Raw genomic sequence first — 13,433 nt, 5'->3', positions numbered from 1 at the left:
GACGAGCGGTATCGCCTTCACGACCTGTGATGCCGTGGCGGCACTGGCCGCGCCGGACGGCGCGGAGGCGGGTAACGGCAGGGCATCCGATCCTCCCGGCGTAGGGACGACCTTAACCTAGGCACCTGACCAGACAACTGTCTAGCATCGGACACGCCCAATCCCGGCAGGGCGGCTCGGGGCCGCCGCTCACCGGCCGGCCGAACCCGCACCCTCCGCCGCGCCGCCGGCGTGCCGGTGCCGCGGGCCGAGCACGCGCAGCATGTCCAGCGCCTCGGTGCCGCCGGGCGGCGGGGTGAAGACCAGCAGCCGCTGGTCGGCCGCGGGCGTGGCCAGCACCTCGCAGTCGAACTCGATCATGCCGAGGTCGGGATGCGTGAGCCGGTACGGATGCGACCTGCGCACCGCGACCTCGTGCCGGTCCCAGAGCGCCGCGAACTCGGCGCTGCCCGCGCGGAGCCGCGTGACGAGCGCGCGGGACGCCGCGTCGTCCCCGCGCCGGGCCACCGCGGCGCGCAGGTCGGCGACCAGCTGCCGGGCGTGCTCGTCGTGCTCCTCGGCCGCGAAGTGACCCCGCACGTCCGGCTCCGTGAACCAGCGCAGCACGATGTTGCGGTCCTCCTGGGCCACCGTGCACACGCACCCGAACAGGGCCTGCGCCAGGTCGTTCTGCGCCAGCAGATCGCCCAGATCGCTCAGCACCTGGACCGGAACGTTGTCCAGGCGGTCGAGGAGGTAGAGCATGCCCGGCCGCAGGTACTCCCCGGCCCGAGCCCCCTCGGGCGGACGGTGCCCGGCGAGCAGGTAGAGGTGATCCCGTTCGTCGATGGTCAGCCGCAGCGCGCGCGTCAGCGCGGCCAGCATCTGGGTCGAGGGCTGCGGGCTCCTGGCCTGCTCGAGCCGCATGTAGTAGTCGGCCGACATCCCGGCGAGCATCGCGACCTCCTCGCGGCGCAGTCCCGGCGTACGCCGCCGCGGCCCCTCGACCAGCCCGACGTCCCGCGGCGTCAGCCGTCCCCGGCACCGGCGCAGGAAATCGGCGAGATCGTCACGATGCATCCCCATGTCAGTAGTGATAGCACTGTTCGTCCATCGCATCCTCGGACCGCCGATCCTAGGGAGACCGCTCCGTTCCGGAGCCGCCGAAGGCCGGGCATGGTCGAGGCGTGGCAGCCCAGGCCCGTCCGAGCGAGAAAGAGCGGTGATCACGCGGTGAGAGCGGTGCGGTTGTACGAATACGGCGGGATCGACGTCCTGCGGGTGGACGAGGTGGAGCGTCCGGTGCCCGGCCCGGGACAGGCGCTGGTCAGGGTCAGGGCCGCCGGGATCCAGCCCGGCGAGGTCCACATCCGTACCGGCGAGCTGCACGAACGATGGCCGGCGACGTTCCCCTCCGGGCAGGGCAGCGACCTGGCCGGCGTCGTGGTGGAGACCGGTCCGCAGGTCCGCGGCGTCGCGGTGGGCGACGAGGTCCTCGGCTTCACCCACGCCAGGGCGAGCCACGCCGAGTACGTCGCGGTCGACGACGTGAACCTGACCCCGCGCCCGGAGGGACTGTCCTGGGACGCCGCCGGATCGTTGTACGTGGCCGGCACCACCGCGTACGCCACCGTGTTCGCGGTCGACCCCGGACCGGCCGACACGGTCGTCGTGTCCGGTGCGGCGGGCGGCGTCGGGTCCCTCGCCGTGCAGCTCGCGCGGCGGCGCGGCGCCACCGTGATCGGGCTGGCCAGCGAGCCGAACCACGCCTGGCTGGACGCTCACGGCATCGTCCCGGTCGGGTACGGGCCGGGCGTGGCCGAGCGGATCCGGCAGGTCTCCGGCGGGCACGTCGACGCGTTCATCGACACGTTCGGCGACGGCTACGTGGACCTGGCGGTGGAACTGGGCGTGCGGCCCGAGCGCATCTGCACCATCCGCGACTGGCAGGCCGCGGCCAGGGTCGGGGCGCGGACCGACGGAGAGGGCGCGGCGGCGTGCGCGGTCGTGCTCGGCGAACTGGCCCGGCTCGCCGCGCGCGGCGAGCTGGAGGTGCCGATCGCCCGCACCTACCCGCTGGAGCAGGTGCGGGACGCGTTCCGCGAACTGGAGCGGCGGCACACCCACGGCAAGATCGTGCTCCGCCCTTAGCCGACGACCTCGTCGATGCCGCGGAGCTCACCCCGCGCCGCGAGAGCACCGCCACATCGCCACTGAAGGGGTTGGGGTGGTCAGGGGTGTACGGGGACGGGCGGGATGTCGGCCAGGCAGAAGGTGTCGGGGACTCGCAGGCCGCGGATGAAGCCGGTCTGGATCGCGGCCACGCAGCCGCTGGGCTCCTGTTCGGCGACGTGGCCGACGTTGGGCACCTCCACCACCGTGGCGCGGCGGAACTGGCGCGCGGCCTGCCGGCCCACCTCGGTCGGGGTGTTGGCGTCCAGGTCGCCGGAGACGACCAGCACCGGGACGTCGGGGAACGGTCCGCCGGTCGGCTGCACCGGGCCGTGGCGGTCGGGCCAGCGGATGCATGCGTTGCCCTGGTCGTAGCTGATGCTGGTCCAGGCCCGCTTGCCGAACGGCCAGTACGCCCGCTCGGGCAGTGCCGCGCGCCCCGCCGAGAACTGCTTCAGCCGGGTGGCGACCGGCGCGCGGCGGTTCCACAACGTCGGGTAGTCGTTGCACATCACGGCCGCGGCCAGCTCGGGATTGAAGGGCTGCTCATCTTGGCGGAACGCCGACCCGCTCAGCGGGGCCGTCTGCCGGGCGGCCTCGATCAGCGACGCGTTGTCGGCGCGCAGGGCGTCGCGGACCATCGCGGGCAGGTCGCCGATCCCGGCAGGGGCCGACTTGGCGAGGTTGTAGGTGATCGCGGCCAGCGCGGTGTCGTCCAGCAGCCGCTGCCGGCCGTCCAGCGCGTACGGGATCGGCCGCACGCGCAGCCGCTCGGCGAGTCGCGCGATATCGCGCAGGACCCGGTCGCCGTCGCATGCGCCCGCGCTGCGCCCGCACATCAGCCGTACCGCTCGGCGGGCGGCGCTCACGTTGGGGCGCGCCCACATGTCGAAGTCGAGCGGGTACGCGCTGGAGAGCACCGCCGAACGCACCCGGCCGGGATGCCGCTGCGCGTAGACGGTCATGAGGTAGGTGCCGTAGGACTGTCCGAGCAGGTCCAGCCGCTCGATCCGCAACTTCGCGCGGACCGCGTCGATGTCGTCGGCGATCTCGGCCGAGGTGTAGCCGCGTCCACGCTCCCCCAGCGTCCGGCCGCACTCGCCTACCGCCCGGACGAATTCATCACGGACCGCGGGCAGCGAACCGAGAGCCCCGCAGGTGACCGGATCAGAACGGTTGACCCCGCGCGGATCGACCAGCAGAAGGTCATGGTCCTCCAGCAGGCCGCGGAACATCTGCGCGTACTGGGAGGCGGACGCGATCGCGGAATTGCCGGGGCCTCCGGGGTTGATCGTCACCGTTCCCTTGGCGGGCCGGGAGGCATCGCGATGCCCGATCAACGTGTAGGCCACGGTGGTCACGCCGAGCTCGGGACGCCCCCGCACCAGCGGCACCCGCACCGTTCCGCACACCGCGCCGGACACCGGCACGCAGCCGGCCGGCTCGCTCCGCGGCGCCTCGGCGCCCACCGGCACGGACGCCAGCCCGACGGTCGCGACCACGGCCGCCAGCATTCCCACGGCCCTGGAGATCATTTTCATGCACCGAGCATGTGCGCCGCGTGATCGCACGCGCATCGCCCTGCATGGGGAACCGCCCGCCCCTACCTGAGAGTGACCGAGCTCCGGCCAGATCACCTTGCGCCGACCTGATTCGCCACGCGCTCAGAGGTCGAGGCTCGGCGGATCTGTCCCCCATCCGAGCTACCGGCGAATGTCCACCGAGCGGTGACGATTCGCATGCCGTCCATTCCTTGGCGTTGCGGTGCAGCCGCGACCTTCCGGCTACACCGCCATGTGAACGACGGCGGTCATCCCCTCCCTGGAGAAGAAATCATGATCCGCGAGATCAAGACGGCCGCCGTCGCCGCAGCGTGCTGCACCGTTGCCGGTGCGGGGCTCGTCGGCTGCGAAAGCGACTCGCTGGCGGACGGAGGCCCGTTCTCCCCGGCACGCCGAAGGCCGCGCCAGCCTGATCACGGGCACCACGAAGATCAGGGTCGGCGGCACGTCGGGGCGACCCGCCAGCTGGCCGGCGCCGGTGTCACGGACCCCATCAAGGTGCTCGTGGTGACGACGGCGCCCTGACCTCCCGCGAACTCGAGGTGCTGAACCTCGTCGCCAACGGCCTCTCCGACAACGAGATCGCCGCCACACTCGTCCTCAGCCCCGAGACCGTCAAGACCTGCGTCTCCCGCATCCTCACCAGACTGGACTCCGCGACCGCGTCCAAGCAGTCGTCTACGCCTACCGCAACAACCTGGTCACCTGATGGCGGCACATCGTGCTACGAGGGGATGACCGTCTCGTCGCCGCGCCGTTGGAACCCGGACGGGCTGTAGTACCGCGTGACCCGGCCGGACTCGTCCACCTCGCGGCGGTAGTGGCGCATGAAGTCCCAGAGCAGGGGCGTCTCTTCAGGGATGTTGTTGTGCGACCGGTACAGGTTCCTGGTCACCTTGACGATGGGCGCCGATGCTTCGGGGTCTCGCCAGGTCCAGGTCCGGAAGCGGCCGAACCAGCCGCTGCGCCTACCTTCCCTTCGGTCCACGTCCTCCAGGGTGAGGCCGCTGACCCCGAGGTGGTAGGCGGCCCAGGAATCGACCTCGTTCTCGACGTCGTCCCAGAGATCTCCTTCGAGGAAGGCCAGGTCGCCATAGCCGTAGGTCAGGTAGGTCGGGATCGGCCGCCGCGCCGCCGGATACGTGACCCCTTCGAAGGCGATGGTCCCCGAGTCGTCGGGGGAGGGAGCGAACGAGGTCGAGGCGACGGCCGCGAAGTAGTCCGGCTTGGCCGCCGCGAAGAACTGGGTGACCCGGCTGCCGGCCGACTGCCCGGTGGAGTAGAACCGCGTGGGGTCGACGTCGTACTCCCTGGTCACGAGGTCACGCAGCTGGCGGAAGAACGCATCGGAATCCCGGTGGCTCACCGAGATCGCCGAGACGCTGTACTGCTCGCAGATCACCACCAGGACGCAGCCTTCCCTCTGTGCGACCTGCCACCACTGGGAGGAGTCGAAGAACACCTTGTCGGTCTGGGTGTTGCCCGGCCACACGAACACGACGGGCGCCCGGCGCCCCCACAAACGGCGTGCGGACTCCGGCACGTGGACGATGTACTCGCGGAGCCGGCCCTCGACCGTCATCGTCCGGACCTCGACGCCGAGGCGGTCGTAGTCGGCACGTCGCACCAGCTGGTTGCCGTAGGCGAAGAAGTTCTCGTACCGCGAGTAGGACGTGAGGAAGGCGAGCACCTGCCGGGTCGTGCGCCGGTCGAAGGGGTCGATCGGCCGATCTCGCACCGCCACCTGGGAGATCGGACCCGAGAACGACGTCATCCAGCGCTTCGACTCCCGGCGCTGCCGATAGACCGTGCCCAGGACCCGGTCACCGCCGCCGCGCCGCTCGGTGTCGTTGGCGCCACGCCAGTAGGCGATGCTGGCGTGCGCGCTCCGTTCGGGGCTGAGGTACCAGGTCGGGAGGACCACCTCGTCGTACCGGATCAGGTCGAAGCCCTCGGGGAAGACCACGTCGACGTAGCCGCCTTCAGTGGTGCCGTCGAACTCCCGGGGCCCGATGTCGCGCAGGTAGCCGGCGGGGAGACCGGCGGAGCCGAGGTAGACCTGGCCGATGACCCGCAACGGGAAGGCCGCCGCCCACGCCTCCAGAGCCGGCGCCCCGGCACCGTACCCCACCAGGTAGTGCAGGCCGAAGATCGAGAAGTAGACGTTGGCCTGGTAGAAGGCCATCGCGACGTCCACGTACGCGCGCTCGGCCGTCGCGGCTCCCCATCCCCCCTCGCCGGGCTCGAGGATGAACAGGCCTTCACCGCGCTCGTCGGCGATGTCACGCCACCCGGTCCGGTGCAGGAACTCGCCGGTGTCGACTCCATCAGGCACGGCCAGGACCGTGAAGTAGGACCGGATCGGAGTCTCGGCGGAGATGTAGACCTTCGCGGTACGTGTCCGCCCTCCCACCTCGAAGGTCTTCTCCCAGTAGCCGGTCATCTCGCGAGGCAGCTTGTTGGCTCGGCTGTAGTCGTATCCCGGGGCCGGCCGCCCGTCGAGGGGCTTGGCCGGGCCGAGCTTCGAGGGATTCACTGCGGCCTGAGCCTCGGTCGAGGCCTGGGTGACGACGGCGCCGAACGCGGTGGCGGCGGCGCCGCGAAGGACGGCGCGACGATGGAGCATGGTCATGACGGCCTCTCCTCGTGATCGGGACAACTCAGCCGTTAGCGCGGCGGCGGGCATGACGCCGAGCAGCAGGGACGTGGCCGGGGGCGGACTCACGTGCGGGAGGTGGGAAGCGGCCGAGGGTGGCCACCCTGAACTGGTCCATCTAGCGGATCGATCGATCCATTTTCCGACCCGACGATCTCACGCCGAGCCGCGATCGACAAGTCTCGCCGCCGCTCTCATGCTTTGAAGTGCGCGATGGCGAACAAAGTGTTGCCTTGATCGAGATGCAGGCTTACGCTACTTCCGCTTGACAGTTCAAGTAGTCCATCTAGCGGACCTCTGCGATGAGGGCGGGCATTGATGCGCGGCGACCACGGCGTTGGGCGAGGTGAGCCTGCTCCGCAGTGATGGCACTTGATCCACTGCTGAGGCCTCACCTTTCCGGGCAGGCCGTTTGCCGAACTCCCAGCCCGTTGCAGGTACGGCAGTCTTCCTCACGCACGCGTGCCCGGCGGAGGCGCTTCCCTCCAGAGAACGGCGTTCTCCTGCTCCACGTCACCGTGTGGATATGCGGGGCGCCCGTCGATGGCGCTCGGGGGTTCAGCGGTTCGGTAGGTCCAGCCCGGAACGTCTTCTCCCCGCACCCGGCTGTACTCCACTGCTGTATGGAGATCAAAAAGGCCACTTCCGTGATCGGAAGTGGCCTTCATCCTGGGTGGAGCTGAGGGGATTTGAACCCCTGACCCCCTCGATGCGAACGAGGTCAACTATGGAAGATGAAATAATAGACCATTGCTTTTAAGATAAACTCGCAGGTGAAAAGGCATCTCGATGCCACGGGGTATCACTGAGGGCCGCCCTCTCCCGGGGAGTCCTCGATGGCGCCTCGATGGCATGACTCCCCGGAGGCCAACACCGTGGGCTTCACCCGTCAACGCGTCAACCGGTCCGGCAAGACTCGCTACAACGCCATCTACCGTGATCTCCGCGGCGTCGTCAGATCGGCCGGCACCTACGCCACCGAACTCCAAGCCGAGAAGGCATGGCAGACCGCCGAGGCGAAGCTTCACCTGGAACGACTTCCCGACCCGCGCAAGGGAAGCCAGCGGTTCCATCGCTACGTGGAGAAGGAGTGGTTCCCCAACCACGTCATCGAACTTCGCACCCGTGAGAACTACGACTACGAACTTCAGCGATACATCCTGCCGTGGTTCGGAAACATGCGAATGATCGACGTCCTTCCCATCGACGTCCGTGAGTGGATCACGCACCTGACCGAGGACGGCGCCAACCCTCCCACCATCCGCTACTGCATGACCGTACTGAGCGCGATCTTCACGACGGCTCTCAACGACCGCGTCATCGTTCTGCACCCCTGCAAGGGCGTGAAGACTCCCCCAGTCCCCAAGAAGAAGCGAATCATCGTCACCCCCGAGCAGTTCGATCGCCTCTACGAGAACCTGGCCGGCGACCGCTGGAAGTTGCTCGTCGAAACGAAGATCGAGACCGGAGTGCGCTGGGGCGAACTCACAGAACTGCGCGTGAAGGACTTCGACCTCCCGACCCGAACCTTCGAGATCAGCCGCGTGGTCATCGAGCTCTCCCCCAAGCACCACCCCGAGGGGAAACGGTTCCTCGTCAAGCCTTACCCCAAGGACAAAGAGCATCGGACCGTCCGCGTCGGCGCACGCCTCGCCAAGAAGGTCGCCGCCTACATCGAGGCTGGAAGCCTTGGCGAGGACGACCTCCTCTTCTACCTAGGGCGGCAGGAGATCGCGCCGCCTCGCCGCCCGCAACGGACACTCCCCGATCCGGCCACACTCGGATACGTCGAGCCGGACAACCGCTACCGACACGGGACACTGAGCGCCTACACCGGGGCCAAATGCCGGTGCCAGCACTGCAAGGACGCCTACGCGGAGTACCGCGCGAAACGCAGAGCCGCTGGCAAGGACGCTCCCCGGGGAACCCGCACCGTCAACACCGACGGCCACATCCCCCGGCGCTGGTTCCGAGACCACATCTGGCGCCTGGCCCTGGAGCCGCTCAAGCTGCGCTTCAACGTCCGCATCAGGGACCTGCGCGCCGCCCACGCTTCCTGGCTCCTCGCCGGCGGCGCCGACATCCAGGCCGTCAAGGAACGCCTGGGCCACGCCAGCATCATCACCACCGAGAAGTACCTCGGAACCCTCGACGACGAAGACGACGGCACCCTCGACGCCTTCGACAAGATCCGCAACCGCTCCCAGCAAGGCGGCTGATACTCCAAAGGCCTACCCGAACTGAGCCCAAGAATCGCGCCCCGACACGGGATGGTCCGCTGTGGCAGCTCCCGACACAGGTCGAACCTGCAAGCAAGTCCTCTGGCGCGTGGGACGTCAGGGTTTATCGACCCACTGTCCGGCATCCCAACATCAGGGCATCCTGGCCTCACGCGAAAACCCGGCAGCCCATGAGCAAGGAACTCTCCTGCGAAGGCATTCCAGGATCCCTATCCCATGGCAGAGTTCATGTTCCCGAACTGTCGCAGCCGAGGCGCATGATTACAGCGCTGGAAGGAGGATCGGTTGTCGGCTCTGCCAGGTGGTCCAGCCGACAAGCTCGGCAACCGTTATGAGGCCTGGTGGACACTGTTTCGCCTCGCCGATGTGCTGCGTGGGCGGGCGACGCGGCTTCGGCTCGAGCCCCCGGGTGAGGCAGGAGTCGGCGTCGAGTTCTGGATCGATGAGCCAGAGCGCCGCTGGTATGAGCAGGTCAAGAACGTCCAGCGCCCTTGGACGCTCAAGCGCCTGATCGACAAGGGAGTACTCGTCGGGCTAGTTGGGCATCTTCGTGCTGGCCATCATGTCCGGCTGGTTTCGAGTAGTGCGGCTCCAGAGCTCGCGTCGCTGTCTGAACGCTCGCGAGCAGCAGAAACATTGGAGGAGTACCACCTTTCAATCCTGACCCAGGATGAGAGGGGCGAAGTCAGAAAGGTTGCAGCAGCGTGGCATGCCCCCGAAGCGACCGCGTGGGAGTACCTCAAGCGTGTGAAGGTCGAGCATCATCCCGCTGAGACCCTTCGCCACCTGGTCCACGTCACCTACGAACTCCTGATCCTGGGCGACCCAGAAGTGGTGGTCAATGAGCTCCGCGGCTGGCTGGACGATGTGCTTCACAAGCCTCTGACAGCATCGATGATCTGGGCTCATTTGGAGGCGAAGGGCTTCGCACGCAACGCGCTCGCCCACAACCCGACGGTCGTGGCTGCTCTCCGGGAGACGGTGGAGCGACATCATCGTCGAATCGATGCGGCGCGGCCTGTCATCGGTCCTGTGACTCAGCCCCACGTCGATGAGCTCGTGGAGCGGTTGTCAGCAGTCGACGGCCCTCAAGTACTGGTCGTGCACGGTAGGGCAGGCGTCGGCAAGTCGACTATCGCTTCTGATGCGGTGCGGGAACTCACACTGGCGGGCTGGCACGCGGTCGTGGTCCGAATGGACAGAGCTGCTCCCTCTCTGCGGTCGGCGGCGGCATTGGGCCGGGAATTCGATCTGCCCCGATCACCTGCAGTTCTGCTCGCTGGCGTCGCTGAAGATGCTCCTGCGGTCTTGCTAGTTGATCAGCTCGATGCGGTCAGCTTGTACAGCGGGCGGATGCCGGACAGCTTTGACGCCGTGGCCGAACTCCTCGGCCAGGTCGCTGCCTTGCGGAACATCAAGGTTGTGCTAGCCGTACGTACCGTGGACCTCGAAGCGGATCCGCGGATGAGCGCATTGCTGGCCGACCAAACACGGGTTGGCACGATCAAGGTCGGTAGCCTGGCTTTGGACCAGGTGAAGACCTCGCTGAAACGCGCTGGCGTCGACGTTGCGATGCTGTCTCAAGCGACTCTTGAACTCCTGCGAATCCCTCTTCATCTGGCGATCTTCAGCAGCCTGTCCGCCAAATCCCAGTCGGTTCCGTACCGAACCCTCTCAGATCTCTACGATCGTTTCACGCAGGAGCTTCGCCGCGACCTTGGACGGCAAGTCGGTCACCTGGACTGGACGGGCATCACCGGTACTTTGGTGCGGTTCATGAGCGAGCATGAACGTCTTGACGCCCCGGGGGTTGTACTGGATGCCGCAGATCCCAATGAACTCGCCGCTTTGACCTCTTCCGGCGTACTGGTCAACGACGAAGCCCGCATCAGCATGTTCCACGAAACCTACTTCGATTACCTCTTCGCGCGAGGGTTCGTCGCCACTGGCGGAGATCTTCACGACTTCCTTGTCCACTCTGGTCAGCATCTCTTCCGTCGCGCCCAGGCACGTCAGGTACTGGAGTACCTGGCGGCAATCGACCGCATCGCTTTCCGTCGAACCGTAGTACGGCTGTTGGCCAGCACGAGCGTGAGGGTTCACCTGCAGCAGGTGGTCGTCACGGTCCTGGCTGCGCTGGACGCAACAGCAGACGACTGGATGGCAGTCGAGCCATTGGCTTTCAGCGACCATAAGCTCGCTGGCCAGTTGGCCAGTCTCCTCACTAACCCAAATTGGTTCGATGCCGCCGATAGTGCAGGACGCTGGGGGCCGCTGTTGGCTGACCCGGCGACAGTCGACCTAGCCGCAAACCAGCTTACTTTCGCGGCTCGTCACCGCCCTGACCGTATTAGCGAAATCGTGCGCCCATACATCGGCACGAACGAGGCATGGCGCTATCGGCTGCGGGCGATTGTGGGCTGGTCCCTCACGCCAGGTCTGGTCGATCTGACGGTCGAGCTCATTGAACGCGGTGAGATTGACGACGCCCGCGGACCCATTGCAGTCAATTCCGACTTCTGGTCGATCCTTTACGGGATTCATCAGGAGGACCCGGCCGGGGCAGCGACGCTGATCGGCGCTCATTTCAACCGAGGGCTCGTCCGAGCCCTGTCTGAGGGAGAACCCGACCCCTTCCGGTCCGGCCATCTCGACCCAGATTCCTCAGACGGAGGCGGCTCCATCATCCAGGAGGTGGCCGCAGCCGCGCCCAGCGACTTCCTCGTATGCGTGCTGCCGTTCGTGGAACGCCTCGCAGACTCAACAGCCACAGCTTGGGCAGACGGGTACCTACGATCAACCCACCGCTGGGGACATCGATACCGCGGGGACCGCCTTGGAATCGCTTATGCCGTGTTCAGCGGGACCGAAGAGGCGCTACGGCTGCTGGCGCGGGATGACCCGGCTAGGGGGACCGCCTTGGTCTCGACTCTGGCCGAGAGTGATGTCGAGGACCTGCGATTCCTGGCTTGCCGCACGTTCACCGCGGCGGGTCTGGGCAATGCTGGCACGAACTGGCTGCTATCAGACGATCGGAACCTGGAACTCGGTTGGGCTGACAGCCCTCGCTGGGCATCCCGCGAGCTGATCGAAGTCGCCACGCTTACCTGCGGCGACGCACAACTCAACAGTCTCACTGAGCGCCTCCTCGGCTACTACCCGTCCTGGGAAAGGGCGGCTGACGGTCGGCATCTGCATGGTCGGGCGCAGTACGAACTCCTGACCGCCGTCACCCCATCACGTCGTAGCGCCGCCGTCACCCGCCGCATCGCCGAATGGGAACGCAAGTTCGTCGGTCAGCCGCCGCAGCCACCTCAGATGGACGGGGCCGCACACTTTTTGGAGCCGCCGATCCCCTTGGCGGCCGCGACTCACATGACCGATGAGCACTGGATCAAAGCAATCGACAAATACCGTACCGATGCAACCATCTGGTCCGGTCCTCGCCCCATCGGAGGCGTCCGGGCTCTGGCGGGTCTGCTCGGAACGCGGGCAGAGGAGGAACCCGAACGATTCGCCAGACTAGCCCTAACTTTCGACACCACCATCCATCTAGCGCATCTCGATCACGTCGTCCGAGCCGTTGCCGGAAAGATCCCCATTGCCCTCATGACGGAACTTTGCCTACACGCACGGCAAATAGCGGGCCAGTATCTGAGCCGGACTCTCTGCGCAGCCGTCGTCGAGATCGCTGCCGACGCGGACGACGCCCTTCTGCGTCTGGTCCAGGACTGCGCCGCTGACGATGACCCACCTCGAGATGCTGACCAGACACGCGCAGAATCCGGCCGGGGCCGTTATGGCGATGACCTGCTGACAGCGGGCCTGAACAGCAATCGGGGAAGCGCGGCGCGAGCGGCGGCCCAACTACTGTTCAGCGATCCCAAGCGGGCCGCACAGCTAACGCCAACCGTCGCCGCACTCGCCAGCGACCCGGACTTGGGAGTACGAACCTGGGCAGCCGAGGCCGTCATCGCTCTCATGAAGAGCGATGAACACGCCGCGCTGGAGATCGCCGATGTATTGTTCAACGCCTCCCTAGCCATATTCGATGCAGACAGCACCTGCAGACTCCTGCGATACGCGTACCTTCGAGAACCCGCTCGATTTACACCCCACCTTCATCGCGCCTTGGCCGGGCCGGATTCGGTAGCCATCCGAGCAGGACAAGTATGGGCGGTGGCGTTCCTAGAAGATCTCATTGTCCCCCCCTCACCCACCATTCCGGGTGACCTACCCCCCGCCGCGCGGCGTGGCGCGGCCATGCTCTTTGCCACGGCGCCCGAGGTCGCTCGTCAGCAGCTCACTGAGCTCTTTGACGACGCCTCCACCACTGTGCAGGAAGCCGCAGCTGCAGCTATGCGCTCAGTCAACGAGCTCACGCCAGAGGCGGCGCACACCTTTGTGATCGCGTTCACAAATAGCATCGCCTTTGAAAAACACTTCAACCAGCTGTTCATCGCCCTCAACGGCAGTCCTCAGCTATTGCCTTTGGGGACGGTTGAAGCCTGCGAGCGAGCCATAGCGCTCGCTTTTCGTGACCTCGGCGACCTCCGGACGGCACGCGCCGCCACCGGCCGCCACATCAGCTCTGTGATCCTTCGTCTCTATCGTCAAGGCGACGAGCCGACCCGCGCCCGCTGCCTAGACCTGATCGACAAGCTGACTCATGCAGGCGCCATCGGCCTAGGCGAAGCACTTTCAGATCAGCGATAGCGAGGTACTCCAGGGGTCCGTCAAGATAACGGTGTAACTCGATCTTGATGGTTCTACTTGCGTGCGGCGGCCAGGCGGCCTTCGAAGGCGATCTCGAAGGCGTTCAGA

The 13,433-nt window shown here is 66.8% G+C and carries 8 protein-coding genes and 1 tRNA gene; 5 read left to right on the top strand and 4 right to left on the bottom strand.

Features of this window, described 5'->3' with window-relative positions:
- Positions 1-189 precede the first annotated feature (189 nt).
- Positions 190-1,065: a helix-turn-helix transcriptional regulator gene (locus tag ABZ810_RS21350; protein ID WP_358405553.1), complete on the bottom strand. Its 876-nt coding sequence runs from the start codon at positions 1,063-1,065 to the stop codon at positions 190-192.
- Between the two features lie 156 nt (positions 1,066-1,221).
- On the opposite strand from ABZ810_RS21350, the gene ABZ810_RS21345 reads away from it, so the two are divergent.
- Positions 1,222-2,130, top strand: a complete 909-nt coding sequence (locus ABZ810_RS21345) for an NADP-dependent oxidoreductase (protein ID WP_358405550.1) — start codon at positions 1,222-1,224, stop codon at positions 2,128-2,130.
- Between the two features lie 80 nt (positions 2,131-2,210).
- Here ABZ810_RS21345 and ABZ810_RS21340 read toward each other — a convergent pair whose 3' ends face one another.
- Positions 2,211-3,692 carry an alpha/beta fold hydrolase gene (locus tag ABZ810_RS21340; protein ID WP_358405547.1) on the bottom strand — a complete coding sequence of 494 codons (1,482 nt, stop codon included), beginning with the start codon at positions 3,690-3,692 and terminating at the stop codon, positions 2,211-2,213.
- Between the two features lie 294 nt (positions 3,693-3,986).
- Between ABZ810_RS21340 and ABZ810_RS21335 the strand changes: the two genes are divergently transcribed.
- A complete protein-coding gene (locus ABZ810_RS21335) occupies positions 3,987-4,238 on the top strand; it encodes a hypothetical protein (RefSeq protein ID WP_358405544.1) in 252 nt (83 codons plus the stop codon).
- A gap of 17 nt (positions 4,239-4,255) precedes the next feature.
- Entirely contained in the window at positions 4,256-4,492 is a 237-nt protein-coding gene (locus ABZ810_RS21330; protein ID WP_358405542.1) for a helix-turn-helix transcriptional regulator, read from the top strand.
- Here the strand turns inward: ABZ810_RS21330 and ABZ810_RS21325 are convergent.
- Both ABZ810_RS21325 and ABZ810_RS21320 read right to left on the bottom strand, forming a co-directional pair.
- Complete coding sequence (locus ABZ810_RS21325) at positions 4,438-6,345, bottom strand: hypothetical protein (RefSeq protein WP_358405541.1); 1,908 nt, start codon at positions 6,343-6,345, stop codon at positions 4,438-4,440. The genes ABZ810_RS21330 and ABZ810_RS21325 overlap by 55 nt on opposite strands.
- Before the next feature lie 694 nt (positions 6,346-7,039).
- A tRNA-Leu gene (locus tag ABZ810_RS21320) sits at positions 7,040-7,141 on the bottom strand.
- Between the two features lie 103 nt (positions 7,142-7,244).
- Here ABZ810_RS21320 and ABZ810_RS21315 point away from each other — a divergent pair.
- Complete coding sequence (locus ABZ810_RS21315; RefSeq protein ID WP_358405539.1) at positions 7,245-8,588, top strand: site-specific integrase; 1,344 nt, start codon at positions 7,245-7,247, stop codon at positions 8,586-8,588.
- 306 nt (positions 8,589-8,894) lie between these two features.
- Entirely contained in the window at positions 8,895-13,325 is a 4,431-nt protein-coding gene (locus tag ABZ810_RS21310) for an NB-ARC domain-containing protein (RefSeq protein WP_358405537.1), read from the top strand.
- Positions 13,326-13,433: the final 108 nt, after the last annotated feature.

The organism is Spirillospora sp. NPDC047279 (assembly GCF_040643285.1).
Taxonomy (GTDB): Bacteria; Actinomycetota; Actinomycetes; order Streptosporangiales; family Streptosporangiaceae; genus Spirillospora.
Note: the sequence above shows the minus strand (reverse complement) of the source record. Positions and strands in the feature narration are given on the sequence as shown.